Annotated in this window: 24 protein-coding genes and 1 pseudogene; 2 read left to right on the top strand and 23 right to left on the bottom strand. The window is 63.6% G+C overall.

Translation table 11 applies throughout. The features are described 5' to 3' along the window. Positions 1-2: 2 nt before the first annotated feature. The 13 genes from RFM68_RS18795 to RFM68_RS18735 form a co-directional block, all read right to left on the bottom strand. Positions 3-851 (bottom strand): carbohydrate ABC transporter permease, encoded by an 849-nt coding sequence (locus RFM68_RS18795; RefSeq protein WP_320234499.1) that lies wholly within the window; start codon positions 849-851, stop codon positions 3-5. Next, on the bottom strand, positions 851-1,774 hold the full coding sequence (locus tag RFM68_RS18790; RefSeq protein WP_320234498.1) for a carbohydrate ABC transporter permease: 924 nt from the start codon (positions 1,772-1,774) through the stop codon (positions 851-853). Before RFM68_RS18790 ends, RFM68_RS18795 begins: the two co-directional genes overlap by 1 nt. 222 nt (positions 1,775-1,996) lie before the next feature. Continuing rightward, complete coding sequence (locus RFM68_RS18785; RefSeq protein WP_320234497.1) at positions 1,997-3,274, bottom strand: ABC transporter substrate-binding protein; 1,278 nt, start codon at positions 3,272-3,274, stop codon at positions 1,997-1,999. A gap of 25 nt (positions 3,275-3,299) precedes the next feature. Then, positions 3,300-4,502, bottom strand: a complete 1,203-nt coding sequence (locus tag RFM68_RS18780; protein WP_320234496.1) for a PLP-dependent transferase — start codon at positions 4,500-4,502, stop codon at positions 3,300-3,302. After that, positions 4,499-5,230 carry a FadR/GntR family transcriptional regulator gene (locus tag RFM68_RS18775; protein ID WP_320234495.1) on the bottom strand — a complete coding sequence of 244 codons (732 nt, stop codon included), beginning with the start codon at positions 5,228-5,230 and terminating at the stop codon, positions 4,499-4,501. Before RFM68_RS18775 ends, RFM68_RS18780 begins: the two co-directional genes overlap by 4 nt. 222 nt (positions 5,231-5,452) lie before the next feature. Continuing rightward, positions 5,453-6,352 carry an aldose 1-epimerase gene (locus RFM68_RS18770; protein WP_320234494.1) on the bottom strand — a complete coding sequence of 300 codons (900 nt, stop codon included), beginning with the start codon at positions 6,350-6,352 and terminating at the stop codon, positions 5,453-5,455. A 2-nt stretch (positions 6,353-6,354) separates the two neighbouring features. After that, a complete protein-coding gene (locus RFM68_RS18765) occupies positions 6,355-7,209 on the bottom strand; it encodes a carbohydrate ABC transporter permease (RefSeq protein ID WP_320234493.1) in 855 nt (284 codons plus the stop codon). Continuing rightward, positions 7,209-8,138 (bottom strand): carbohydrate ABC transporter permease, encoded by a 930-nt coding sequence (locus tag RFM68_RS18760; RefSeq protein ID WP_320234492.1) that lies wholly within the window; start codon positions 8,136-8,138, stop codon positions 7,209-7,211. The genes RFM68_RS18765 and RFM68_RS18760 overlap by 1 nt, the downstream gene beginning before the upstream one ends. Then, the gene (locus RFM68_RS18755; protein ID WP_320234491.1) at positions 8,138-9,448 is read right to left on the bottom strand and encodes an ABC transporter substrate-binding protein; all 1,311 of its coding nucleotides are present in this window, start codon (positions 9,446-9,448) and stop codon (positions 8,138-8,140) included. The genes RFM68_RS18760 and RFM68_RS18755 overlap by 1 nt, the downstream gene beginning before the upstream one ends. A 27-nt stretch (positions 9,449-9,475) precedes the next feature. Continuing rightward, positions 9,476-10,237, bottom strand: a complete 762-nt coding sequence (locus RFM68_RS18750; protein ID WP_320234490.1) for an SDR family oxidoreductase — start codon at positions 10,235-10,237, stop codon at positions 9,476-9,478. After that, positions 10,237-11,187 carry an L-arabinose ABC transporter permease AraH gene (gene araH, locus RFM68_RS18745; protein ID WP_320234489.1) on the bottom strand — a complete coding sequence of 317 codons (951 nt, stop codon included), beginning with the start codon at positions 11,185-11,187 and terminating at the stop codon, positions 10,237-10,239. The genes RFM68_RS18750 and araH overlap by 1 nt, the downstream gene beginning before the upstream one ends. An 11-nt stretch (positions 11,188-11,198) precedes the next feature. Further along, positions 11,199-12,710: an L-arabinose ABC transporter ATP-binding protein AraG gene (gene araG, locus RFM68_RS18740; protein WP_320234488.1), complete on the bottom strand. Its 1,512-nt coding sequence runs from the start codon at positions 12,708-12,710 to the stop codon at positions 11,199-11,201. Between the two features lie 84 nt (positions 12,711-12,794). Next, positions 12,795-13,787: an arabinose ABC transporter substrate-binding protein gene (locus RFM68_RS18735; protein ID WP_320234487.1), complete on the bottom strand. Its 993-nt coding sequence runs from the start codon at positions 13,785-13,787 to the stop codon at positions 12,795-12,797. Positions 13,788-14,057: 270 nt separating this feature from the next. Between RFM68_RS18735 and RFM68_RS18730 the strand changes: the two genes are divergently transcribed. Together RFM68_RS18730 and dgoD are read left to right on the top strand one after the other, a co-directional pair. Beyond that, the gene (locus tag RFM68_RS18730) at positions 14,058-14,747 is read left to right on the top strand and encodes a FadR/GntR family transcriptional regulator (RefSeq protein WP_320234570.1); all 690 of its coding nucleotides are present in this window, start codon (positions 14,058-14,060) and stop codon (positions 14,745-14,747) included. Positions 14,748-14,761: 14 nt separating this feature from the next. After that, on the top strand, positions 14,762-15,910 hold the full coding sequence (gene dgoD / locus RFM68_RS18725; RefSeq protein ID WP_320234486.1) for a galactonate dehydratase: 1,149 nt from the start codon (positions 14,762-14,764) through the stop codon (positions 15,908-15,910). A 28-nt stretch (positions 15,911-15,938) separates the two neighbouring features. On the opposite strand, the gene RFM68_RS18720 is transcribed toward dgoD, so the two are convergent. The 10 genes and pseudogenes from RFM68_RS18720 to RFM68_RS18675 all read right to left on the bottom strand — a co-directional run bounded on the left by RFM68_RS18720 (position 15,939) and on the right by RFM68_RS18675 (position 24,638). Next, positions 15,939-16,598 carry a DUF2161 domain-containing phosphodiesterase gene (locus RFM68_RS18720; RefSeq protein ID WP_320234485.1) on the bottom strand — a complete coding sequence of 220 codons (660 nt, stop codon included), beginning with the start codon at positions 16,596-16,598 and terminating at the stop codon, positions 15,939-15,941. Positions 16,599-16,667: 69 nt separating this feature from the next. Then, positions 16,668-17,942, bottom strand: coding sequence for an L-fuconate dehydratase (locus RFM68_RS18715; RefSeq protein ID WP_320234484.1), 1,275 nt, complete (start codon positions 17,940-17,942; stop codon positions 16,668-16,670). A 103-nt stretch (positions 17,943-18,045) separates the two neighbouring features. Beyond that, positions 18,046-18,777: an SDR family oxidoreductase gene (locus RFM68_RS18710; protein WP_320234483.1), complete on the bottom strand. Its 732-nt coding sequence runs from the start codon at positions 18,775-18,777 to the stop codon at positions 18,046-18,048. 147 nt (positions 18,778-18,924) lie between these two features. Continuing rightward, positions 18,925-19,242: pseudogene (locus RFM68_RS18705) on the bottom strand (MaoC/PaaZ C-terminal domain-containing protein); the annotation flags it as partial. An 8-nt stretch (positions 19,243-19,250) separates the two neighbouring features. Continuing rightward, entirely contained in the window at positions 19,251-20,324 is a 1,074-nt protein-coding gene (locus RFM68_RS18700) for a Gfo/Idh/MocA family protein (protein ID WP_320234481.1), read from the bottom strand. Beyond that, positions 20,317-20,646 carry an L-rhamnose mutarotase gene (locus tag RFM68_RS18695; protein ID WP_320234480.1) on the bottom strand — a complete coding sequence of 110 codons (330 nt, stop codon included), beginning with the start codon at positions 20,644-20,646 and terminating at the stop codon, positions 20,317-20,319. Before RFM68_RS18695 ends, RFM68_RS18700 begins: the two co-directional genes overlap by 8 nt. Before the next feature lie 9 nt (positions 20,647-20,655). Next, positions 20,656-21,768: a mandelate racemase/muconate lactonizing enzyme family protein gene (locus RFM68_RS18690; RefSeq protein ID WP_320234479.1), complete on the bottom strand. Its 1,113-nt coding sequence runs from the start codon at positions 21,766-21,768 to the stop codon at positions 20,656-20,658. A 1-nt stretch (position 21,769) separates the two neighbouring features. Continuing rightward, positions 21,770-22,867, bottom strand: a complete 1,098-nt coding sequence (locus RFM68_RS18685) for an ABC transporter ATP-binding protein (RefSeq protein ID WP_320234478.1) — start codon at positions 22,865-22,867, stop codon at positions 21,770-21,772. Between the two features lie 5 nt (positions 22,868-22,872). Then, a complete protein-coding gene (locus tag RFM68_RS18680) occupies positions 22,873-23,739 on the bottom strand; it encodes a carbohydrate ABC transporter permease (RefSeq protein ID WP_320234477.1) in 867 nt (288 codons plus the stop codon). A 2-nt stretch (positions 23,740-23,741) separates the two neighbouring features. Continuing rightward, entirely contained in the window at positions 23,742-24,638 is an 897-nt protein-coding gene (locus RFM68_RS18675; RefSeq protein WP_320234476.1) for a carbohydrate ABC transporter permease, read from the bottom strand. Between the last annotated feature and the right edge of the window lie 47 nt (positions 24,639-24,685).

Raw genomic sequence — 24,685 nt, 5'->3', positions numbered from 1 at the left:
TTTTATCCTTTGACCGCGCCGGCGGTAAGGCCGGTGACGAGATAGCGTTGCAGGAAGGCGAAGAAGACGCAGACCGGGATCAACGCCAGGATGGAGGCGGCCATCATCTGTCCCCAGTCAACGGCGAACTTGCCGATGAAGGTGAGCAGGCCGACGGCAAAGGTCTTCTGCTGGTCGCTGGAGATCAGCATCAGCGCGAACAGCAATTCGCTCCAGGCTGCGGTGAAGACGAAGCCCAGCGTCGCGCCCATGCCGGGCAAGGTCAGCGGTACGATCACCCGGCGCATCGCCTGCGCGCGCGTGCAGCCGTCGATCATCGCCGCCTCCTCCAGGTCCTTCGGGATGCCGTCGAAGAAGGATTGCATGAGGAAGGTGGCGAAGGCGGTGTTGAAGGCGGTGTAGATGATGATCAGCCCGATCAGGCTGTTGGTCAGGCCGATATTGCCCATGATGCGGTAGATCGGCGGTATGACCATCACCAGCGGGAAAGTCTGGGTGAGCAAGAGCATGATCGCCAGCGTCGCCTTGCCGCGGAAGGTGAAGCGCGACATGGCATAGCCGGCAAGCGTGGCGATGACCGTGACCAGGGCTGCCGTCGACACCGAGACGATCACGCTGTTGAGGAAATAGCGCGGGAAATCGGAGGCTTCGAGCACGGTGACGAAGTTCTGAAAAGTCGTTTGCGACGGCCAGAAGGTGATGCCTTCCGAATAGAGCAGCCGCTCGGGCGTCACCGAGATCTTCAGCGTCCAGAAGATCGGGAACAGCGCGAAGATAACATAGGCGGCGATCGCGGTGTAGAGACCGATGCCGCCGAGAAGCCGTGAAGAGGTGGAGCGACCGGCGATCATCAGACATGCCTCACAAGCGTGCGGCGGATGGCGATCAGCCCGATGGCGTAGGCGATCAGCAGCACCAGAAGCAGCACCGCGACGGCCGAGGCATAGCCCTTGTCGAGCGACTTGAAGGCGCTGACATAGATGTAGACCGGAACCGTGCTGGTCGACCCGGCAGGCCCGCCTTCGGTCATGACGAAGATCAGATCGGCGAAGGTGGCAATCCAGATGGTTCGCAGCATGACCGTGATGACGATGGTCGGCGCCAGGAAGGGCAGTGTCACCTTGGTGAAGCGCTGCCAGGGCGAAGCGCCGTCGATGGCCGCTGCCTCATGCAATTCGGATGGGATCGACTTCAACGCCGCAAGCAGGGTGATGGCAAAGAAGGGAATGCCGAACCAGATGTTGGCGATGATCGGACCCCACATGGCGGTGGCCGGATCGGACAGCACATTGGTCGGCTCCGCCTTCAGGCCGAGCGCGAAAAGCCAGTGCGGCAGCGGCCCGATGATCGGGTTGAACAGCCAGGCCCAGGTGAGACCCGAGAGGAAGGACGGCACGGCCCAAGGCAGGAAGACAACCGCCTGTACGACCTTGCGGCCGTAGAACGGCTTGTCGAGCAGCAGCGCGAGGCCAAGCCCGAGGAAGAACTGGAAGAACAGGCTGGCGACCGTCCACCACAGCGTGTTGATGAGCGCCTGGCCCAACACCTGATCGGAGAGCATCGCCTGATACTGGCCGAGGCCGACATATTCGGATTTGAAGGCCGAGAATTTACGAAACGAGTAACTGATGCCGATGATCAGCGGCACCAGAAGCACGACGACCAGCAGGACGATAGCCGGCGAAAGATAAAGCCATGGCTCGATCGCGGCCTTGCTCAGCCGCTTGTTGCGTGGCCGTACGGTGGGTCGGATTTCGGAGACGGCGTAGGTCATACGGTGCTCGCGATGGAGGATTAGGCTGGCGTGGCAACAGCGTCCTTCTGCCCGTTCACGGGGAGAAGATGCCGGTTCACCCTCCTCCGCAGCAGCGTAGCTGCTGCGGAGGAGGGCAGGCAGATGAGGGCAGCGCGAACCTATTGGGGGATGGCGCTGCCCCTCATCCGGCCCTTCGGGCCACCTTCTCCCCGTAGAACGGGGAGAAGGAAGAGCTTGCGCTTACTTCTTATTCTTGGCCAGCCAGGTCTGCTGCTCCTTGGTCAGGAAAGCCGCCCATTCGTCGGCCACCTGCTTGGCCGGCTTCTGGCCGAGCAGCACTTCCTGAAAATTCTTGATCGCCACCTGGTCGACGAAGTTGCCGAGGTTTTCCAGATGCGTCGGCGGCGTCACCATTTCATATTTGGAGCTGTCGCTGAGTTCGATGAACCAGCCCTTGAACTGCTCGGTCTTGAAGTGCGCATCCTGGTCGGCGCCATTGTGGATCGGGACGACGCCGACTTCCTTGGCCCATTCCAGATTGTCCTTGGGCGACAAAAGCGTCGACATCAGCTTCCAGGCCTCATCCTTGTGCTGGGAGTTGGCGAACATCGCCCAGCCGGCATAGCCGAGCGTCGGATAGGACTTGCCGCTGGGGCCCACAGGAAGCGGCGCCACCGCAAAGTCGTCGGCGCTCATCTTGTCGGCAATGCCGAGCAGCGCATCCGGGTCCTGGTTGAGCATGGCGCAGGTGCCGGAATAGAAGCCGGTCACGGTTTCGTTGAAGCCCCAGCTCACGGCGTCCTTCGGCGCCAGGCCGTTCTTGTACATGTCGGCCAGCATCTGCAGGCCCTTGACCGAGCCTTCGTCATTGATGGTCGAGGTGCCATCGTCGTTGAAATAACCGCCCTTGCCGTCGGCGATATTCATGAACATGTGCATGCCGTTGAAGGCGCCGGGGCCGCCGCGCAGGCAGTAGCCGTATTTGCCGGGAATGGCCGATATCTTCTTGGAATCCGCGACGAACTCGTCGAGCGTCGCCGGCGGGCCGTCGAGGCCAGCCTGCTTGAACAGCTTCTTGTTCCAGAACAGCGCGTTCACATAGTAGCCGTAAGGGATCATGAACTGGGTGTTGTTGACGGTCGAGCCGAACTGCTTGGCGCGGTCGCCCAGCGTCTTGGCGTCATCCCACTTGGCCATGTAGGGGCCGAGATCCTCGAGCTGGGCGTTGTTGGCATAGAGGCCCATCCAGCGTTCCGGCATCTCGACCACGTCGGGCGTGTCGCCGGCCTGCACCATGGTGAGGAATTTTTCGAAGGCCTGGCCCCAGGGCAGCGAGACCACCTCCACCTTGATGCCCGGGTTGGCGGTCTCGAATTCGGCGATCTGCTTCTTCAGGAATTCGGTGCGCGGCGGGCTGGTGATGACTTCGACCAGCTTGATGGTGGTGTCGGCCAGCGCGCCGCTGGCGGAAATCGCTAGGCCGGCGACGGCGGCAAGCATGAAGGTCAGTCTTTTCATCGTCAGGACTCCCATTTTGATCCGTTTATTTTTTTGACTTGTCGAAGGCCTGGGCGATGTCGGCCCAGAGATCCTCGACATTTTCCAATCCGACATTGAAGCGGATGGTTCGGGGGCTGACGCCGAAGCGCGCCATCGAATTGATGCCCGGCGTCTGCTCGAGCGAGGCCTTTGCCGGCACGACCAGGCTTTCATGGCCGCCCCAGCTGACGCCGATGCGGAACAGCTTCAGCGCATCGACGAAAGCCGGGATGTCGACATCCTCGGCGACCTCGAAGGAAAACAGCCCGGCATAACCGGCAAGCGTCTTCTTGCCGGGATGGTTGGAATAGACGGGGTGATTGACCCGCTCGACCTTGCCATGCGCCTTCAGCCGCTCGGCGATGGTGAGTCCGCTCTTCATATGATGCGGCAAACGCAGCGGCAGCGTGCGCAGGCCACGCAGCAGCAGCCAGCCTTCGAAGGGCGAGAGCTTGGCGCCAAGCTGGGAATAGGTCTGCTCGTTGATATGTTTGATATGTGCGGCCGAGCCAGCCACAACGCCGGCGACGGTGTCGCTGTGGCCGCCCAGATATTTGGAAGCCGAGTGCAGCACCAGATCGACACCATGCGTGATTGGCTTCTGGAACACGGGCGAGGCCCAGGAATTGTCGATGGTGGTGACGATGCCCTGCTCTTTCGCCAACCGGGCGAGATGCGCAATATCCTGCAGCTCGAACATCATCGAGGTCGGGCTTTCGAGGTAGAGCAGCTTGGCGCCGGGAAGGGCTGCGGCAACGGCATCGGGATCGGAGCCGTCGACATAGTCGACCTTGATGTTCAAACGCGGGAACAGGCGCTCGAACAGCCTGTAGGCGTCGCCGTAGCAATTGCGCACGGCAAGGATGCGCTCGCCGGCGCCGACAAAGGCGAGCAGCGTGGCGCTGATTGCCGCCATGCCGCTTGAGAAGCCGCGCGCGGCCTCGGCGCCTTCGAGGGCGGCGACGCGCGCCTCGAATTCCATCACCGTCGGATTGTCGCCGCGCGAATAGATCGGCTGCTTTCTCCTGCCGGCAAAGGTGTCGGCCATGTCGGCGTAATTGGCGAAGGTGAACAGCGAGGTCTGGTAGATCGGCGGCACCACGGCGCCGCCTGGAAACGGATCGTCATGCGCAAGAAGCGTCGCCGCCTCGCCGAGATAGTCGCTGGCCAAAGAGGCCGGATCGAAAGTGTTTGGCTGCTCGTTCATTTGCGGTCCGAAAGTTTGAGGTTGGCGGCGCCGCGCTTCAGATCGTCCTCGACCGTGGCGATGAGCTTCAGCGCCTCGGCGCGGGCTCCGTCCGGGTCGTGCGCGGCGATGCAGTCGAAGATTGTGCGGTGGTAGGGAAAGCTGGCATGGCCGAAGTCGCGCACGCCGAGCGGATGCTCCCAGAAGCGATGGAACAGCTCATGCATGGCGCTGATGATCTGCTCGAACAGCGGATTGCCGGAGGCGCGGTAGATCGACTGGTGGAACTCCCAGTCCTCCTCCGACGACATGCCGGCGCGGGTGCGGAAGGCTTCCTCCATGATGTCGAGCTTGCGCTCGATCTCGTCGATCTCGGCCTTGCCGGCGCGGACGGCGCAAAGGGCGGCCGCCTCGGCCTCCAGCGCGCGGCGAATTTCCAGCGTGCGCATCAAGCCGGTAAAGTCGTTTCCGCCGGCCAGGGTCAGCGGCATGTGCAGCATGTCGGGCGAGACGGCGGCCTTCAGATAGGTGCCTGAGCCCTGCCGCCGCTCGACGAGGCCCAGACCCTCCCAGCGGGTGAGCGCCTCACGCACCGTGTTGCGGCTGACCTTGAGCCGCTCGGCCAGGATGCGCTCGGTCGGCAGTTTTCCACCCGGACCCAGCGCCTCCTGGCGGACGAAGCCCGCCAATGCCTTCAGCACCGCGTCGTCGCGGGCCGTGGTCTGGATGGGGGGCAGGAAATCGGTCACGCCGGCTGAGCCTAAAGTGGTTCAATGGTCCAACCAATTTCTGCATGAACGAACCGATGAGTCAACCGGGCGGCCGTGAATTCTTCCGCGACGGTGATTGGCCGGATTGAAGGACCGGATGTGACCGCCCAGGGCGTCATGTTTATGCGGCGAAGCGCGGCTCCCGCACACCGTGTATGCCGGACATCACCGAGCGCGAGCGGAAGACTTCCGCAACCTTCGTCATTCGTCTCCCATCGCGTTGCACTGCAGTGTCATGGAAACCGTCATGCCCTGCCCCGGAGCGAGAACCGTCAGGCCACCCAGATCCGAAAGATTGTGGCCGTTGGCCGAATGGCTCATCGGCTCGAAGCAGAAGAAGTCTTCGCGGTAGCCTGGGTCGAACCGCGTGTCGGACATGAAGAGGAAGTAGCGCGACAACGCCGGGGTGGTCTCAATGCCGAGCCGCATGCGCCGCTCCGGCCAGGCGATGGAGGCTGCACCGTCCCAGCCCTCAAAACCGTTGTTGATCCATTGGCGTGGCAGTTTTTGAGGTTGGTTGAAGTCCAGGGTCTCGGGAACGGCAATGCGGGCATCGGGAAGCCAGCCCGCCTTTTCCGTCCAGTAGCTTGATGCCCGCGCCTCCAGCGTGGTTGCCGGTGTCAGCGGGAAAAAAGGATGCCAGCCAAGCCCGAACGGCATTGGCGGTGCGCCCAGATTTGTCACGGCCAGCGTCGCCCTCAGCGTTGTGCCTTCGCATTCGAAGCGTTGCGTGGCGCGGTAGCGGTACGCCTCCCCTTGGAATTCGAACGACAGTGATGCAGTTGCGTCGCCGTGGACGCCCGCGGTCCAATCGCCCAGCCAGCCATCGCCGTGCAGGTAGTGTTTATCCCAGGGCGTATTTGGCGTCAGACGATGCTCGATGCCGTCGAACTGAAACCGGTTGCCTTCGACCCGGTTGCCGAACGGCACCAGCGGAAAGCATCCGGCTTTGAGCGGCTCGCGGTCCGAACCTTCGGGCGGAGGGCGAAGCAGTGGCTGCCACCAGCCATTGCCCAAATCCGCTTCAAGCCGCCAGATGGTCCCGCCTTGTGTGGAGAGCACGCAGCGAAGACGATCGCTGGCGATGTCGATGTCGGCCATCGTCAGCCCTTGATACCGGTTGCGGCAATGCCGCGCACGAAGTGCCGTTGCAGAGCCAGGAAGAAGATCGCCGTCGGCAGGGTGGCCACGACGGCGGACGCCATCAGCACGCTCTGCTTCATCGACATGCCAGCCCCGCCAACCAGCGTCGCCAGCCCGACGGGAAGCGTGCGCGTCTCGTCGGAGTTGGTGGCTATCAGCGGCCAGAAGAAATTGTTCCAGCTGGCGACGAAGGTGAAGATCGCCACGGTGGCGAGACCCGGCTTGGTCAGCGGCAGAAGGATGCGCCAGAAGAAGCCGAAGCGGCTGCAGCCATCCATGACGGCGGCGTCCTCCAGTTCGCGCGGCACGGCCTGGAAGAACTGGGTCAGCAGGAAGACGCCGAAGGCATTCGCCGAGGCCGGCACGGTCAGGCTGAAAATGCTGTCGACGAGGCCGTAGCTGTTCAGGCCAAGGAACAGCGGCACGAACAGCAATTCGTAAGGCAGCAGAAAGGTCGCGAAGATGACGCCCATGACGACGCGGCGGCCGGGGAATTGCATGCGCGCCAGCGGATAGGCAGCCAGCGCATCGACGGCCAGGGTCAGCATGGTCGTCAGGACGCCGACAACGGCCGAGTTGCGGAACCAGGTCAGCATCGGGAAGCGCTGAAACAGCGCGGCGTAGGCCTGAAGCGTCGGCGCGTCCGGCATCCAGGCCGGCGGATAGGCGTAGATCTCGCTTTCCGGTTTTATGGATGTGACCAGCATCCACAGGATCGGCGCGCCCCACAGCGCCGTCACGATGACCATCAGCACATAGGCGAGCGTGCGCCCGCCGAGCGATTTTCCGGCACGGTTGGATCGCTGGTCCTGCATCAGATCGCCTTCATCAGCTTCATCTGGGCAAGCGAGAACACCAGCGTGATCAAGAGCAGCACCACGCCCGCGGCGGCGGCCGGACCCATCTCGAAATTCTGGAACGCGGTGAGGTAGATATACTGCACGATGACGAAAGTGCTCGCCTCGGGGCCCCCTTGCGTCATCACATAGGCCTGGCCGAAGACGCGCCAGCCATTGATGATGGTGAGCGCGGTGACCAGCGCCATGGCTGGCCGCAGCAAGGGCAGCGTGATGTAGACGAAACGATGCCACGGGCCGGCGCCGTCGAGCGTGGCGGCATCATGCAGTTCTTCCGGAATGTCCTGCAGCGCCGCCAGGAAGATGATCATGTTGGTATTGACTGTCCACCAGATGGTCGTGATGGCCAGCGCCGGCATCGACCAGTGCGGATCCTTGAGCCAGGCGATCGGCTCGATGCCGATGGTGGTGAGGTAGTAATTGACGAGGCCGGTGCCCTTGTCGAACAGCCAACCCCAGAGGATGCCGACGGTCGAGACCATGACCACATAGGGCAGGAACACCACCGTTCGCACGAAGGCGGTTCCGTTGAGCTTCTGGTCGAGCAGCATGGCAAGCGCCAGACCGAGAACGACCATCGGGATCGCCGTCAGGAAGACGAAGTAGAAGGTGTTCTTGATGGCGGTCAGGAACAGCGGGTCGGCAAATATCTGCCGGTAATTGTCGAGCCCGATGAACTCAGGCGTGCCGAGAATATCCCAGCGCATGAAGCTGATGCCGACAGCGGCCAGTGTCGGCAACAGCATGAAGGCTATGAACAGCGCCAGATACGGCGAAAGAAAAAGATAAGCGACAAGCGTCATGCCGCTTCGCACCGGACCGCCCTCTCGCGCCGATGCGCGGCGGGCCATCGAACGGCCCGCCGGGCGGCTTGCGACGGATGTCATCAGCCCTTCTTCTGCAGCTGAGCGTCGAGACCTTCCTTCATCGCCTTCAAGGCGTCCGGCACCGGCTTGGAGCCGCTGAGCGCGGCCTGAAGGTTGGTGACCAGCGGCGTCGGCTTGTCGAAGGAGAAGACCGAGAGGTATTGCGGGATCAGCGGCTCGTAGACGATGTTCGGCAGGTCGTCGACGAAGGACTTGAAGTATTTATACTGCTCGGTCCCGGTGAAAGCAGCGCTTTCACGCACCGCCTTGCTCTGCGGGATGATGCCGACGGTGGTGGCCGGTGCTGCGAAATTATCGAAGAACCATTTCATGAAGGTGCCGTCGGCGGCGAGCTTGTCCTCGTTGGGCTGCTTCGACACCGCCATGCAGTGCGAGTTCGCCCACACCGCCGGCTTCGCGCCGAACACCGGCAACTGCGCGGTCATGAAATTCATCTTCTGCGCCATGCGCAGGTTGACCTCCCACGGGCCGATGAACTTCATGGCGACCTGCTTCGAGGCGAAAGCGTCCTCACCCTTGTTGCCGCCGACCTGCGGGTTGGTGACGCCATGCACGTTGATCAGGTCGACGAGGTACTGCAGCGCCTTCTGCGAGGCCTCGCCGTCGACAGCGGCCAGGCCCTTGTCGTCTAGGAAGGTGCCGCCGAACTGGTACATCAGGCTGAACCAGATCCAGCGCGCCGTCGCCCAGGTGTTCGGCAATTCGAAGCCGTAGCGCGTGACCTTGCCGCCGCCGTCCTTGACCGTGAGCTTCTTTGCCCATTCGAGGAACTCCTCGCCGGTCTTCGGCGGCTTCGACGGGTCGAGGCCTGCCTCCTGGACCATATCGACATTGTAGTAGAAGCCGAGGGGATGGACGTCGAGCGGCGCGGCATAGACCTTGCCGTCGAAGGTCACGCCGGTGCGGCCGGCGTCCGGAACCTGCGACAGATCGAGGCCCGAAGAAGCGACCACGTCGTCGATCGGGCGGATGACCTTGCGCGTGGCGAATTCCGGCAGTTCGGTGATGTGGAAGAGCACCAGGTCGGGCGCGCGGCCGCCGGCGGACGAGACGACCCATTTGGAGAACAAGGTATCCCAGTCATAACCGGTCGGCTCGACCGCGACGCCCTTGCCGCCCTTGTTGAAGGTGTCGATGACGCCGTTGAGCGCCGTGGTGTTGTCGGCGCCGGTCCAACCATGCCAGAGCGTGACCTTCTGGTCCTGCGCGAACGCGATGCGTGGGAGCGAGCCCACCAGCGCGGCGCTTGCACCAAGCGCAAGCGCCTGCCGGCGCGTCAACGGGGATTTTGCGAAGACATCATTTGCCATTGTTTCCTCCGATTGTATGGCGTTGTGTCAGGGGTGGTGAAGCACGCTCAAGCCGCCATCCGCGACGAGGCAGGCGGCGTTGATGAAAGGGCATTCGTCGGAGACGAGGAAGACCGCGGCCATGGCGATCTCTTCCGGCGTGGCGATCCGCCCGCCCGGGTGCAACGCCAGCGTTTTGCGGCGGGCCGCCTCCGGATCGTCAAAACTGTTCCAGTAGTCGATGACCTTCCGCGTGGCGACATAGCCGGGCGCGAGCGCATTCACGCGGATATTGTCGCCCGCATATTCGATCGCCAGCGACTTGGTCAGACCGAGCAATGCGTGCTTGGCGACGGGATAGGGAAAAGTGTGCGGGATGACGGTGAAAGCATGTGTGGAGGCGATGTTGAGGATGACGCCGCCGCCCTGTTCGATCATGCCGGGCAGCGCTGCCCTGGCGCAGTGCCAGGCGCCCTTCACATTGACATCGAGATTGCGCGTCCAGTCATCCTCGGTGGCGTCGAGCGGCGTCGAAAAGACGTTGACGCCGGCATTGTTGACGACGGCGTTGATCGGGCCGATGACCTTCGCCGCCGACGCCATCGCGGCGCCGATCGCTTTGGCGTCGGCGATGTCGGCCGCGGCATGCGCAACCTTACCCAAACGTGCGGCGCTTTCAGCGAGCAGGCTTGCATCGCGGTCGACCAGGAACAGCTCGGCCTTTTCGCGCAGGCAGGCCTCGGCGATGGCATAACCGATGCCTTGCGCCGCGCCGGTCAGGAAGATGCGTTTTCCCTTGAGACGTGCCATTAGCGCCGCCCCAATGCCGAAGAACGCAGATTGTCGAGCAGGACCGCCAGAAGCAGGATCACGCCCCTGACGATGTATTGGTAGAAGGCCGGGATGTTGAGCAGGTTCATCGCATTCTCGGCGATGCCCATGATCAGCACGCCGACGATGACGCCCGACATCGTCGCGCGGCCGCCGGCAAGCGAGACGCCGCCGAGCACGCAGGCCGAGATGACCGACAGCTCGAGCCCAACCGCGGCGTTGGGCTGGCCAGAGGTGATGCGCGAGGCCAGCAGGATGCCGGCGATACCGCAGACCACGCCCTGCAGCGTGAAGGTCCAAATGCGCGTCCTGTCGACATTGACGCCGGCAAGGCGCGAGGCTTCCGGATTGCCGCCGATGGCCAGCGTGTTCTTGCCGAAGACGGTGCTGTTCAGCACAAAGCCGAAAATGGCGAAGAGCACCGCCAGCACCCAGATCGGCGTCGGGATGCCGAGCAGCTTCGACAGAGCCAGCTGGTAGAAATCCGGGCTGTTGATGCCGACGGCGCGGCCGTCCGACGAGATCAGCGCGAAACCGCGCACGATCTGCATCGTGGCCAAGGTGGTGATCAGCGCGTTGATGCGGAATTTGGCGATGACGACGCCGTTGACCCAGCCGACGACCGCGCCGCAGGCGATCGCCGCGATGAGGCCGAGCAGGATCGAGCCGGTGGCGTTCGAGGCCATCACCGCGACCATGCCGGCAAAGGCGACGATGGAGCCGACCGAAAGGTCGAAGTCGCGCGCGGCGAGGCAGAACATCATGGTGCAGGCGACGATGCCGACGGTGACCACCGATTGCAGCAGGCCAAGCATGTTGCGGTCGGTCAGGAAGTTCGGCACCAGAAGCGACACCAAGGCGAAGGCGACGATGAAGATGACGACGAGGCCCTGCTCGCCGAGCAGTATCTTTTTCAACTGATCGGTCATGGCGGCTGTCCTCATGATGCGATCGCGGCGGGGGGTTTCTTGTCGGGAAGGGCCGCGGCCAGGATCGCCCTTTCGGCAAACTGGTCGCGCTTGAGCTCGGCGCTGATGCGCCCGCCGCACATCACCAGGATGCGGTCGCAAATGCCCATCACCTCCGGCAGTTCGGAGGAGACGACGACGATCGCCATGCCGTCCTCGGCGAGCTGGTAGAGCAGCTCGTAGATTTCCGACTTGGCGCCGACATCGATGCCGCGCGTCGGCTCGTCGACGATCAGCACGCGCATGCCCTGCTCGGATAGCCAGCGGCCGAGGATGACCTTCTGCTGGTTGCCGCCGGACAGGTTGACGATGTCCTGCCTGCGCGAAGGCGTGCGCACCTTGAGCTTCCTGATGAAGGTTTCGGCCGTCGCGATCTCGCTGGCGCGGCTGAGCACGCCGAAGCGCGTGTGATGACGCCTGGACGAGATGTTGATGTTTTCCTCGATCGAACGACCCTGGATGACGCCGTCATGCTTGCGGTCTTCCGAGCACAGCACGATGCCGGCCCTGATCGCATCATGCGGACTGGCGGCGGCAACCGCCTTGCCGTCGACGGCGATCGTGCCGCCCGAGCGTGGATCGGCGCCAAAGACCAGCCGCATCAGCTCCGAGCGTCCGGCGCCGATGAGCCCGAAAAACCCGACGATCTCGCCGGCACGGGCTTCGAAGCTTGCCGGCGTCCGCAGCGTGGCGCCGCTCAATTTGTCGACCTTGAGGCGGACAGCCGCGGCCTGTCGCGGACGAAAACCCCAGATGTCGGAAATCTCGCGGCCGACCATTTCGGCGACGACCTGATCGCGCGTCACATCCTTCAGCGATGCGTGCTGCGCGGCGAGCTTGCCGTCGCGCAGCACCGTCAGGCTGTCGCAGAGCCGGAACACCTCGTCGAGGCGGTGCGAGACGTAGATGATGACCTTGCCTTCGCCGCGCAGCCGGTCGATCAGCGCGAACAGGATCTCGCTCTCGCGCGAGGATAGCGACGAGGTCGGCTCGTCGAGCGCGATGACGCGGGCATCGAGCATCACGGCCTTGGCGATCTCGACCATCTGGCGTTCGCCGATCGAGAGCGTCTTGACCTTGCGGCGCATATCGATGTCGATGCCGGCCGATCTCAGCTTGGCGCCGACATCGTCGAGCATCCGGCGGCGGGCGATGATGCCGGCGTTTGCCGGAAAACGGCCAAGGCTGAGATTCTCGGCGACGGTCAGCTCGGGCACCAGCTGCAGTTCCTGATGGATGACGACGACGCCGTTGTCGAAAGCGTTCCTGGTCGAGGCATAGGCCTGGACCTTGCCGTCGATACTTATTTCGCCGGCATCGGCATGCTGGTCGCCGGACAGGATCTTGATGAGGGTGGATTTGCCGGCGCCGTTCTCACCCATCAATCCGTGCACGGCGCCCTTCTCGACACCGAACGACACATCGGACAGAGCCCAGACGCCCGGATAGGTCTTGGTGATGTTGGAGAAATCGAGAAAGGACACGGACTTCGATCCTTCTGCGCTACCCTTGCCGGGTCATATCAAACAGGCGACGACGCGGGCCGCCGCCTGTTTTTACAGGGAAGGCTATTCGATGCCGAGATCCTTGCGCACCTTCTGATAGTCGTCGCGCTTGGCCAGCGCACCGGCGGTCAGCGTCAGCTTAGCCGGTTCCTTGTTGTTGGCGATCCAGTCATACATGTTGAGCGCGGTCTCATAGCCATGCCGCTTCGGCGAGATGATCACCGTGCCGACAAAGCCGGTCGCGGCCGGCTTCTTGAACTCGTTGATCGCCGATTCCGCGCCGCCGATGCCGACGCCGATCATCCCGTCGGCCGGAATGCCGACGCTCTCGGAAGCGCGAACGGCGCCCAGCACCGCCTCGTCGTTGAGGCCGAAGGCGACCCACTTCTTGATGTCGGCATGGGCGTTGAGCACCACTGTCGCGGCGTTGAGCGCGGCCTCCGTGTCGGTCTTGGCCTGCGGAGCGTCGAAGATATTCCCGGCCTTGAAGCCGGCGGCCTTCAGCACGGAAATCGCGCCCTCGACGCGATCGACCGCGGTCGGCAGCTGGTCGTATGAAACGCGGATCGCGCCGACCTCGTCCATCTTCCAGCCGCGCGCCTTTATCTCGTCGATAATGGCCTGACCAACCGCCTCGCCGATCTTGGTGGCGGAGATGCCCATATGCGGCACGTCTTCCAACGGCTTGCCGTCGGCGCCGACGAGGCGATCGTCCACCGTCATCAGCTTCAGATTGTTGGCGGCCGCCTTAGCGACGATGCCTGGGCCAAGCTTCACGTCAGGCGTGCAGACGACGAAACCCTGGGCGCCCTGCGCGCCGAGATTGTCGATCGCCGACATCAGCTTCTCGCCGTCCTCGGCGCCGATCTTGACCAGGGTGAAACCCTTTTCCTTGGCAGCTTGGTCGGCGAATTTCCATTCGTCCTGGAACCACGGCTCCTCCGGCTGTTTGACGATGAAGCCGATCTTGGTGTCCTGCGCGTAGGCAGACGCGATGGTCGTGACCGACAAGACGGCGAGAGCGCCCGCGACGAGCGCGGTTTTCAAAAGTCGCATGTTTACCTCCCAGCGAACGGCCGAGTGCGGGCTCGGGCTCGCAAGGTGTAATCAGTTTTATCATACCCGTCAATTGATCTGGTATGATAAATGGGATAGATGGTGTGATCAGTAGTCGCTGGCGCAAATCACTCGCATCCGCTAAGGCCGGACCAATTGCGCGCAAACCGAAGGGTTCGCTGCCTTGGAGGAGGGGCTGAGGTGAACGAAACACCGAAGAAGGCTGACGAGGACAAGGAAGCGCGCAAGACGCCGCGCCGTCCGCGCGTCATGCCGGATGTGACCAAGGCGATTGCCTCCGACATTTTCTCCGGGCGTTATCCGGCCGGATCGTCATTGCCGACCGAGAACGATCTCGGCATCGAGTACGGTGTCAGCCGCACCGTCATCCGCGAAGCGCTGAAAGTGCTGGCGGCCAAGGGGTTGGTGCTGTCCAGGCCACGCGTCGGGACCGTCGTGTGCGACCAGGACAACTGGAACATCATCGACCCGCAGGTGCTCGCCTGGCATGCGCCGCATGCGCTGGACGACAAGCTGTTCGATGCGATCCTCGAAACCCGCCGCGCCATCGAGCCGCTGGTCGCCGAACTTGCGGCAACGCGGGCGACTTTGCAGGAGATCGCCGATCTCGAGGCGGCGTGGCGCGGCATGGCCGACGCCGGCGAGGATCTCGCCGCCTTCTCGCGCAGCGACATAGTTTTCCACCAGATCGTCTATGCCGCCAGCCACAACCCGATCTTCCGGCAGATCGGCAATCTGATCGACACCGGCCTGAAATTCTCGCTGGAAGCCTCGGCGACGATCTCGCTCGAACGGCGCATGGAAGCGGTCGCCGCGCACCGCGAGGTGGTGGAGGCGCTGCGCATGCGCGATGCCGCCGCCGCGCGGACGGCGGCGAGCAAAATCCTCGACCTTGCGGCGCGCGACCTGACCAGCGCCAAGAAACTGAAAAACAACTGAGACTGACCGAGCGCATGAAAATCACGTCCTTAACCACCTACCTCGTTCCGCCGCGCTGGCTGTTCCTCAAGATCGAGACCGACGCCGGCGTCAGCGGTTGGGGTGAGCCGGTCGTCGAAGGCAGGGCGTTGACGGTCGAGGCAGCGGTCAAGGAATTGGCCGACTATCTCATCGGCAAGGATCCTCGGCTGATCGAGGACCACTGGACGGTGATGTATCGCGGCGGCTTCTACCGCGGCGGGCCGATCCTGATGAGCGCCATTGCCGGCATCGACCAGGCGCTTTGGGACATCAAGGGCAAGGCGCTCGGCGTGCCGGTGCATGAACTGCTCGGCGGCAAGCTGCGCGAGACGATCAAGGTCTATTCCTGGATCGGCGGCGACCGGCCGGCGGAATTGGCCGCCGGCGCCAGGGACGTCGTGACGCGCGGCTTCCAGGCGCTCAAGATGAACGGCACCGAGGAACTGCAGATCGTCGACAGCCACGACAAAATAGACGCCGCGATAGAGCGCGTCGCCATAGTGCGCGAGGCGGTCGGCCCCAATATCGGCATCGCGGTGGATTTCCACGGCCGCGTGCACCGGCCGATGGCGCGCATCCTGGTCAAGGAACTTGAGCCCTACCGGCTGATGTTCATCGAGGAGCCGGTGCTGAGCGAAAACCGCGAGGCGTTGAAGGAGATCGCGGCGCTCGGCTCGACCCCGATCGCGCTCGGCGAACGGCTCTACAGCCGCTGGGACTTCAAATCGGTGTTCGAGGAGGCGATCGTCGACATCATTCAGCCGGATCTGTCGCATGCCGGCGGCATCACCGAATGCCGCAAGATCGCGGCGATGGCTGAGGCCTATGACGTGGCGGTCGCGCCGCACTGTCCGCTCGGCCCGATCGCGCTTGCCGCGTGCCTGCAGCTCGACGCCGTGAGCTACAACTGCTTCATCCAGGAGCAGAGCCTTGGCATCCACTACAATGCCGGCAACGACCTGCTCGACTATGCCGCCAACAAGGACGTGTTCCGCTATGAGGATGGCTATGTCGCCATCCCGGACAGACCCGGTCTGGGCGTCGAGATCGATGAGGATTATGTGAAGGAGCGCGCCAAGGAAGGGCATCGCTGGCGCAACCCGGTCTGGCGCCACAAGGACGGCTCGTTCGCCGAGTGGTAAGCCGGCAAATATTCCACCATGCGATGGCTTACAGCGCCGCCGGCAAAGGTCCAATCGCCGCAACGCCGGCTTCGGTCAGCGCGTAGACGCCGCGCTCGGCCCTGGCGAACCAGCCATAGTAGTTGTGCAGAAGGATGCCGGCGGCGCGCGGCGAAACGGCCTTGAGATCGCGCGGCCGCTTCGGGCCATCGGCCATGGCGGCGGCGCAGGCCAGCGCCTCCTGCCGGTAGGCGGTCATGATCGGCTTCTTGCGCGTGCTGCCGCCGATGGACGGATCGCCCTTGCGGCGGTGATGTTCCTCGACCAGGCGCGAGCGCCGCCGCGGATCGCGGCGCGGCGGCAAGGCGGCCGGGCTAAGCAGCAACTCCACCTCGCCCTTTTTGCCGACACCCAACAGGCCGAAGCCAAGACGGCGGCACAGCGCGCGGAAGCGGCGGTCGTGCTCGCGGCCCTTGCCGCGCGCCGACATCGGGGCAGCCAGCCAGACCTCGTCACAGGCCGCGGCGCGATCGACGGCTTGCAGGACGAGCTCGAGATTGAATTGCAGCTTCAACTCGCAAATCACCACCACCGGCGGCTCGCCGTCCCGCACACCGACCACGTCGCAGCCGCCGATCTCGCCCTTGACGGCGAAATCCATGCTCTCGAGGAACCGCTTCACCGGTTCGTAGAGGGATGTTTCCTGCATGACAGAGGCATAGCCGATTCGCAGCTATGCGGCACAGCGCAGGATCTGACGCAGCTGTCGTTCAGCGGTTCAGCGATGCAGGTAATCCTCAATCGACCTGGCCTTCATCTCGATCGAGAACCCAGGCGCGGCCGGCGGCATGTAGGCGGCATCGCGCATGACGCAGGGTTCGAGGAAGTGCTCGTGCAGGTGGTCGACATATTCGATGACGCGCCCGTCCTTCGTGCCTGACACGGCGGCATAGTCGATCATCGACAGATGCTGGACATATTCGCACAGGCCAACGCCGCCGGCATGCGGCCAGACCGGCAGGTCGAACTTGGCGGCGATCAAAAGCACCGCCACCACTTCGTTGAGGCCGCCCATGCGGCAGGAATCGATCTGCACGACATCGATCGCGCCGCCGGCGATGAACTGCTTGAACATGATGCGGTTCTGGCACATCTCGCCGGTCGCGACCTTGATCGGCGCCACCGCCTTGCGGATCTTCGCATGGCCGGCGACGTCGTCGGGACTGGTCGGCTCTTCGATGAAGAACGGCTTGGCGAAGGCCAGGTCCTTGAGCCAGTCGATCGCCTGGTCGACTTCCCAGACCTGGTTGGCGTCGATCATCAGGTAACGATCCGGCCCGATCACCTCGCGGGCGATCCTGAGCCGGCGGATATCGTCGGCGCGGTCACGGCCGACCTTCAGCTTGATGTGGTCAAAGCCCTGGTCGACGGCTTCCTGGCAGAGGCGCCGCAGCTTGTCGTCGGGATAGCCGAGCCAGCCGGCCGAGGTGGTGTAGCAGGCATAGCCTTCACGTTCGAGCATGGCGATGCGCCCGGCCTTGCCAGCCTCGGCCTTCTTCAGGATATCCAGCGCTTCGGCCGGGGTGATCGCATCGGTGAGGTAGCGGAAGTCGACGATGCGCACGATCTCTTCCGGGCTCATCTCGGCGACCAGGCGCCAGACCGGCTTGCCGGCTTCCTTGGCCCACAGGTCCCACACAGCGTTGACCACCGCGCCGACCGCGAGATGCATGGCGCCCTTGTCCGGGCCGATCCAGCGCAACTGGCTGTCGCCGGTCACGTGATGCCAGAAGCGGCCGGGATCCTGCTTCACCCAGTCCAGATCCAACCCGACGATAAGGTGGCGCAGCGCTTCGATCGCCGCGCAGCAGATTTCGTTGCCGCGGCCGATGGTGAAGGTGAGGCCATGGCCCTTCAGCGACGGGACATCGGTGTCGAGGATGACATAGGCGGCCGAGTAATCCGGGTCCGGATTCATCGCATCGGAGCCGTCGAGGCTTTGCGACGTCGGAAAGCGCAGATCGAAAGTTCTGAGGTCCGTAATCTTGGTCATTTTTGCCTCGTAACCGGCCCGCCTCGTAACTGGCCAGCCTCGTAACTGGCCAGCCTCGTAACTGGATTGCCGCCCGCGCTCAACCTTAGCTGCCGAAACGGCCTCAGATCGACCAGCCGCCGTCGATGTTGTAGGCCTGCCCGGTCGTATAGGTAGCGCCGGCCAGATAGACGGCGAGATCGGCGATCTCCTCCGGCGTGCCGATCCTGCCTATCGGCTGGCGGGAGATGAAGGCGGCGCGGGCCGCTTCGTAGTCGCCCTGCGCCTGCATGCGGCCCTGCAGCGACGGGCTCTCAACGGTGCCGGGGCAGATGGCGTTGCAGCGGACGCCCCTGCCCACATAGTCGGCGGCAACCGCCTTGGTCAGGCCGATGACGGCTGCCTTGGTCACGCCATAGGCGAAGCGGTTCGGTACGCCCTTCGGGGCGCCAGCCACCGACGACATATTGATGATCGAGCCATCGCCACGTTCCAGCATGCCGGGCAGCACGGCACGTATGGTGCGGATCATGGCGCGTACATTGAGGTTGAAGGCGAAGTCGAGATCCTCGTCCTTCATCTCGAGGATGGAGCCGGCATGGACGAAGCCGGCGCAGTTGAACAGCACGTCGACGCGGCCGATCTCGGCGAAGGCGGTTCTCACCGCCTCGTCGTTCAGCACGTCGAGCTTTCGCGTCTTGACGCCGGATGTCTTGGCGAGTTCGGCCAGAGCCGCCTCGTTGATGTCGGTGGCGTGGACGATGGCGCCGGCTTTTGCGAAAGCCAGCGCGCTTGCCCGTCCTATGCCCTGCGCGGCCGCCGTGACGACCGCGACCTTACCTGTCAGATCAGCCATGTTGTTTGTCTCCGTCTGTCAGCCGAGTCGTCGCTCGACGATGTAGATGTGATCCGCGGCCAGCACGACCTCGTCGCGCTGGTTGATGACCTCGACGCGTTCGATGACGCGCCCTGAAGCAGGGCGTTTCGGGTCATCCTCCTTGGCCGCGATGGTGGTGCGCGTGCGGATGGTGTCGCCGATGAAGACCGGCTTGATGAAGCGCAGCCGGTCGTAGCCGTAGGAAAAGGCGACGGGGTTGATCACGCTCGCGGTGAGGCCAACGCCGACCGAGAAGACCAGCGTGCCATGCGCGATGCGCTGGCCGAACGGCGTCGTCTTCATGAACTCGGCGTCCATGTGATGCGGGAAGAAATCGCCGGTGTGGCCGGCATGGACGATGAAGTCGGTCTCGGTAATGGTGCGGCCGCTGGTGAGGCGCGACGCGCCGATCTCATAATCTTCGAAATAGGTGATCTGTTCCATGTCCTGCCTTACGGCTTTTCGGCCAGCGGCGTCGCCGGCGCAGCGCTCGACTTATAGGCGGCCTCGACCAGCGCCATCGTGTTCCAGGCATCCTCGACGGAACTGACCAGCTCGGCGTCTTCGCCGGAAGCGAAGCGCTGGACATTGGCCATGCGGCCGACAAAGGCGTCGGGGAACCATTCGCCGGCGAGCGGGACGCCGACCCAGTCCGACCCGCCCTTGGGATGGATCTCCAGCACATCGGGCTCGCCGCGCGGATAGTCGAGATTGAGGCCGAGCTTGACATAGGCAGCACCCTCGGTGCCGCAGATGCGGAACTCGCAGGCCTGGTGGCGGCGGCCGAATTTGTGGTCGTGATTGATCGAGAGCACGCAGCGCACCGTATCGCCATAATCGAGGATGGCGCTGGTGCGGGTCTGCGCGACCTTGTGGTTGGGATGGCCGAGTGTCTTCGCATGCACGCCCAAAGGATTGCCGAGAAGCTGGCGGATCAGGTCGAGATAGTGGATCGAATGCATGGCAATCTCGACACGCGGCGCCTTGAGCAGGAACTCCCAGAGCTGCCACGGCGTGTCGAGCGCCAGAAGCGCGTCGAAATCGACGATCTCACCCAGCCAGCCCTTGGCGATCGCATCCTTCAGCGCCAGCATCATCGGCGCGAAGCGGAGCTGGAAATTGACCGCGGCCCTGAGTTTCTTGGCACGGCAGATTTCGAGGATCTCGGTCGCCTCGCCGAGATAGTTGCCCATCGGCTTCTGGATCAGCGCCACCGCGCCGTCCGGCAGGGTCTTCAGCACCTCGGCGTGCCGGCCGGGCGGTGTCGCGAGGTCGAAGATCGCGTCCTTCACCGCTGCGGCCTCTTCGACCGAACGGAACGCCGTCACGTCCCATTTGTCGGCAAGCTTTTGTGCCTTGGCCTGGTCCGGATCGTAGAGGCCGGAAATCGGGAGGCCGGCCTTTCTGTAGGCGGGAAAGTGCGCATCGCCGACGATCGAGCCGGCGCCGAAGGTGACGATCGGGCGCGGCTTCGACGGCTTCGGCCAGAACTGCGCCAGCGATGCCGGGTCGAAGGCGTCAGTCATGATGGAAGACCTCGTCCATCGTCGCCCACCATTCGCCTTCCTTGCGGGTCTCCAGCGGCTCCTGGCAGGGCATGCAGACCGCCCACCATTCCTGCGTCTTCGGGTCGGCCGCCATCTTGGCCATGTCGGCGGCGTAGTCGGCGCCGTGATATTCGAAATGGGAGAACAAGAGGTTCTCCGGCCGTTTCAGGTAGATCGAGTAGTTCCTGATGTTGCAGGCCGAGATCATGGCGAGAACGTCCGGCCATACATCGGCATGAAGCCGGACATATTCCTCGACCTTCTCGGGTTTTAAGCCCAGCACCATTCCCATGCGCTGCATATCCGCCTCCTATTTCACGATCGCCGTGGTGAATTCGGCGATGCTTTTCGCCTTCACGGCGTCCCAGTCCCAATCGATACCGATGCCGGGCTCACTAGGCGCCAGCGCATGACCATTCTCGATGCGCATCTTCCTGCCCGTCAACTCGTCGAGCTGCGGAATATACTCGACATATTTGCCGTTCTGGATAGCGCAGGCCAGGCTGACATGCAGCTCCATCAGGAAATGCGGGCAGACCGGCATATCGAAGGCCTCTGCCGCATGGGCAACCTTAAGCCAGGGCGTGATGCCGCCAATGCGGCCGACATCGACCTGGACGATGTTGCAGCCGCCCTTTTGCATGTACTCGCGAAAGTGCCTTATCGAATAAAGCGACTCGCCGACCGCAATCGGCGTCGCGGTCGAATTCGATAGCCGGACATGGCCGTCGATGTCGTCGGCCGGCAGCGGTTCCTCGATCCAGGCGAGATCGAGCTCGCGCAACCGCTCGGCGCGACGGATCGCCTCGTCGACGGAAAAGCCCTGGTTGCAGTCGGTCATGATCTCGTAGCCGTCGCCGACCGCCTTGCGCACCGCCGACAGCCGCGCAACATCTTCCGAGCCGTGCGGCTTGCCGATCTTGACCTTCGAGCCGGTAAAGCCCTTGGCCTTCGCGGCCAACGCATCGTCGACCAGCGCCTGCGTCTCGATATGCAGCCAGCCGCCTTCGGTGGTGTAGAGCGGGCAGCGGTCCTTGGCGCCGCCCGCGAGCTTCCAGAGCGGCAGGTTCTGCTTCCGTGCGCGCAGATCCCAAAGTGCCGTGTCGATAGCGGCCAGCGCAATCGCGGTGATGGCGCCGATGGTGGTGGCGTGGGTGGCGAATTCGAGATCGTGCCAGATCGCCTCGATCTGATCGGCGTCGCGGCCGATCAGATGCGGCGCGAGATGATCGGCCAGAAGCCGCATCACCGACGAGCCGCCGGTGCCGATCGTGTAGCTGTAGCCGGTGCCCGTCGCGCCATCGGAATCGGTGATGGTGACGATCGGTGTCTCCTGGCTGACGAAGCTCTGGATCGCGTCCGTGCGCTTGACCTTTGGCACGAGGTCGACCATGCGCAGCTCGATTTTCTCGATTTTCGCCATGTCAGCCCCTCAGCGTCTTGCCGGTTTCGGCGGAGAACAGATGCGCGCGACTGAGATCGAAGCTCATGCCGATCCTGTCGCCCGTTTTCAGCGGCTTTGGATTGAGCATGCGCGATACCCAGTCGGTGCCGTTGAACTCGGCGAAGACCAGGGTTTCGTTGCCGAGCGGCTCGGTAATGCTGACCGGCAGCTCCGCACGATGAACTTCGGTTTCGCCGCCGGAGCTCAGGCCGTGGCCGGTCGGATAGAAGTCGTCGGGTCTGATACCGAACACGACCTTGTCGCCGGCCGCTGTCTTCGACTTGAACTGGCCGGGCAGCGGCAGGCTGTCGCCGCCGCTGAACACCAGTCTGCCGTCGCTCACCGTCGCCTCGTGCAGGTTCATCGGCGGCGAGCCGATGAAGCCGGCGACGAAGTGGGTCGCGGGCCGGCTGAACACCTCGTCCGGCGTGCCGACCTGTTCGATGTAGCCTGAGCGCATGATGACGATGCGGTCGGCGAGCGTCATCGCCTCGACCTGGTCGTGGGTGACATAGATGACCGTCGACTTCACCTTGGCATGCAGCTTCTTGATCTCGGTGCGCATCTGCGTGCGCAGCTTGGCATCAAGGTTCGAGAGCGGCTCGTCGAACAGGAAGACATCGGGATCGCGCACGATGGCGCGGCCCATGGCGACGCGCTGGCGCTGGCCGCCGGAAAGCTGCGAGGGCCGGCGCTCCAGCAGTTCGTCGAGGCCGAGGATGGCGGAGGCCTCAGCGACGCGCCGGTCCATGTCGTCCTTGGCAGCACCCGCGATCTTGAGCGAGAAGCCGAGGTTCTCGCGCACCGTCATGTGCGGATAGAGCGCGTAGGATTGGAACACCATCGAGATGTTGCGCGAGCGCGGCGGCAGGTCGTTGACCATTCGGCCGCCGATGTCGATCGTGCCGCCGCTGATGTCCTCAAGGCCCGCTATCATGCGCAACGTCGTCGACTTGCCGCAGCCCGACGGGCCGACCAGCGCGATGAACTCGCGGTCGGCGATCTCGAGATCGATGCCGTGCACGATCCCGATGTTGCCGTAGCGTTTGGTGAGCTTTTTCAGCGAAACCGTTGCCATGCGTTTCAACCTTTCACCGCGCCGGAGGTGAGGCCGCCGACGAGGTGTTTCTGGACGATGTAGGTGAGGGTCAGCGCCGGGATGATCATCACCACGGCCAACGCGCACATGCCGCGCCAGTCGATGGTGAACTCGGCCGTGTAGTCGAGCAGCCCGACGGGCAGCGTCTTGGAATTGACGGAACGGGTGAGCTGCGAGGCTAAAGCGAACTCGTTCCAGCAGGTGAGGAAGGCAAAGATCGCGGCCGATGCGATGCCGGGCCGCGCCAGCGGGAATTCGACCTGCCAGAATGCCTGCCAGCGCGTGCAGCCGTCGATCTGCGCGGCTTCGGCGAGGTCCTTCGGCACTTGGCGAAAGAAGCCGTCGATCAGCCAGATCGTGAACGGCACGTTGAGCGCGACATAGGCGAGGATCATGCCGATATGGGTGTCGATGATGCCCAGCCGCACATAGAGGAAGAACAACGGCAGCGAGAGCGCGATGCCGGGCACGGTGCGCGTCAGCATCAGGCCGAGGAACATGCCCGACTTGCCGCGGAAGCGGTAGCGCGCGAAGGCGTAGCCGCCGGCCATGCCGATGGCCACCGCGATCACCGTCGAGGTGACCGAGATGATCAGCGAGTTGCGGAAATAGTCGAGCACCGGAATGCCGCCTTTGCCGATGCCGCTGAACATCGCGACATAGGCATCGAAGGACAGCTCTTGCGGGATCCATACCGGCGGCTTGGCCATGATCTCGACCGTCGGCCTCAGCGACGACAGCACAATCCAGATGCCCGGCAGGCAGATGACGAGCATGGCGAGGAAGAGGCCGACACGGTGCGCGACGCTCAGCGCGCGGCGTGTGAGGCGGGCGGAGGCGTTTTCGTCCATCTTCACCATTCCGCGCCGATCTGCGCGCGCGCCGCGGCGAGCTTGTTGTAGAAATAGACGGTGAAGGCGATCGAGAGCAGGATCGAGAAATAAGCCATGGCATTGGCCAAGCCCATGCGGGCATCGCTGTAGGCGGTGCGCCCGACCAGCGTCCACAACAGCTCGGTGCGGCCGGCCGGACCGCCATCGGTCATGATCTTGACGATGTCATAGGCGCGCGCCACGTCGAGCGAGCGGATCGTCATGGCGATGTAGGCAAACGGCATGACGAACGGCCAGATCACATAACGGAAGGTCTGCCAGGGCGTGCAGCCATCGACGCGCGCCGCCTCGATCGGCTCCTTCGGCATGGCGAGAAGCCCGGCCAGGATCAGGATGGCGAAGATCGAGGTCGAGGACCAGATCTCGGCGATCGAGATGGCGATGAAGGCAAGATGGCTTTCGATCAGCCACGGGATGGCGTCCTGCGTGAGCCCCAGCGACTGCAGCGCGTTGTTTACCAGGCCGATATTGTCATTGAACATGAACTTGAACTGGAAGCCGACGAGGATCGGCGAGAACATCATCGGGAACATCATCAGCGTGCGCAGGATGCGCTGCCCGCGCGTCGCCTTCTCGACCAGCATCGCCAGGCCGAGGCCAAGCAGCATTTCGAGGTTCAGCGCGATGGTGAGCAACAAGACGGTGCGGCCGAAGGCCCACCAGAAATCGGCATTGGACAGGATCGACAGATAGTTCCGAAAGCCGACGAAGACGAAGAAGGTCTCGGGCCGCGTCAGGCGGAACGGCGTGAAGCTGGAATAGAGCGACAGGATCAACGGCAGCACCACGACCGCCGCCAGCACGACGATGGCCGGAAGCAGCAGCAGGAACGGCGCGGATGGCTTGAAGCCCTTCATCAGGATCCTGTGCGGTTTTGCATTCAACTCTGGGCCGATCGCTGGTC

It is taken from the genome of Mesorhizobium montanum, from assembly GCF_033977145.1.
Lineage (GTDB): Bacteria > Pseudomonadota > Alphaproteobacteria > Rhizobiales > Rhizobiaceae > Mesorhizobium > Mesorhizobium montanum.
The sequence above is the reverse complement of the archived record's forward strand: the minus strand, read 5'-3'. Positions and strand labels throughout refer to the sequence as shown.

Coding starts and splice junctions, on each gene's coding strand:
- dgoD (WP_320234486.1), top strand. CDS start 14,762: ATGAAAATCACGTCCTTAACCACCTACCTCGTTCCGCCGCGCTGGCTG.
- RFM68_RS18770 (WP_320234494.1), bottom strand. CDS start 6,352: ATGGCCGACATCGACATCGCCAGCGATCGTCTTCGCTGCGTGCTCTCC.
- RFM68_RS18760 (WP_320234492.1), bottom strand. CDS start 8,138: ATGACATCCGTCGCAAGCCGCCCGGCGGGCCGTTCGATGGCCCGCCGC.
- RFM68_RS18695 (WP_320234480.1), bottom strand. CDS start 20,646: ATGCAGCGCATGGGAATGGTGCTGGGCTTAAAACCCGAGAAGGTCGAG.
- RFM68_RS18715 (WP_320234484.1), bottom strand. CDS start 17,942: ATGACCAAGATTACGGACCTCAGAACTTTCGATCTGCGCTTTCCGACG.
- RFM68_RS18710 (WP_320234483.1), bottom strand. CDS start 18,777: ATGGCTGATCTGACAGGTAAGGTCGCGGTCGTCACGGCGGCCGCGCAG.
- RFM68_RS18795 (WP_320234499.1), bottom strand. CDS start 851: ATGATCGCCGGTCGCTCCACCTCTTCACGGCTTCTCGGCGGCATCGGT.
- RFM68_RS18785 (WP_320234497.1), bottom strand. CDS start 3,274: ATGAAAAGACTGACCTTCATGCTTGCCGCCGTCGCCGGCCTAGCGATT.
- RFM68_RS18790 (WP_320234498.1), bottom strand. CDS start 1,774: ATGACCTACGCCGTCTCCGAAATCCGACCCACCGTACGGCCACGCAAC.
- RFM68_RS18765 (WP_320234493.1), bottom strand. CDS start 7,209: ATGCAGGACCAGCGATCCAACCGTGCCGGAAAATCGCTCGGCGGGCGC.
- RFM68_RS18735 (WP_320234487.1), bottom strand. CDS start 13,787: ATGCGACTTTTGAAAACCGCGCTCGTCGCGGGCGCTCTCGCCGTCTTG.
- RFM68_RS18730 (WP_320234570.1), top strand. CDS start 14,058: ATGCCGGATGTGACCAAGGCGATTGCCTCCGACATTTTCTCCGGGCGT.
- RFM68_RS18680 (WP_320234477.1), bottom strand. CDS start 23,739: ATGGACGAAAACGCCTCCGCCCGCCTCACACGCCGCGCGCTGAGCGTC.
- araH (WP_320234489.1), bottom strand. CDS start 11,187: ATGACCGATCAGTTGAAAAAGATACTGCTCGGCGAGCAGGGCCTCGTC.
- RFM68_RS18780 (WP_320234496.1), bottom strand. CDS start 4,502: ATGAACGAGCAGCCAAACACTTTCGATCCGGCCTCTTTGGCCAGCGAC.
- RFM68_RS18750 (WP_320234490.1), bottom strand. CDS start 10,237: ATGGCACGTCTCAAGGGAAAACGCATCTTCCTGACCGGCGCGGCGCAA.
- RFM68_RS18755 (WP_320234491.1), bottom strand. CDS start 9,448: ATGGCAAATGATGTCTTCGCAAAATCCCCGTTGACGCGCCGGCAGGCG.
- RFM68_RS18720 (WP_320234485.1), bottom strand. CDS start 16,598: ATGCAGGAAACATCCCTCTACGAACCGGTGAAGCGGTTCCTCGAGAGC.
- RFM68_RS18690 (WP_320234479.1), bottom strand. CDS start 21,768: ATGGCGAAAATCGAGAAAATCGAGCTGCGCATGGTCGACCTCGTGCCA.
- RFM68_RS18675 (WP_320234476.1), bottom strand. CDS start 24,638: ATGAAGGGCTTCAAGCCATCCGCGCCGTTCCTGCTGCTGCTTCCGGCC.
- RFM68_RS18685 (WP_320234478.1), bottom strand. CDS start 22,867: ATGGCAACGGTTTCGCTGAAAAAGCTCACCAAACGCTACGGCAACATC.
- RFM68_RS18700 (WP_320234481.1), bottom strand. CDS start 20,324: ATGACTGACGCCTTCGACCCGGCATCGCTGGCGCAGTTCTGGCCGAAG.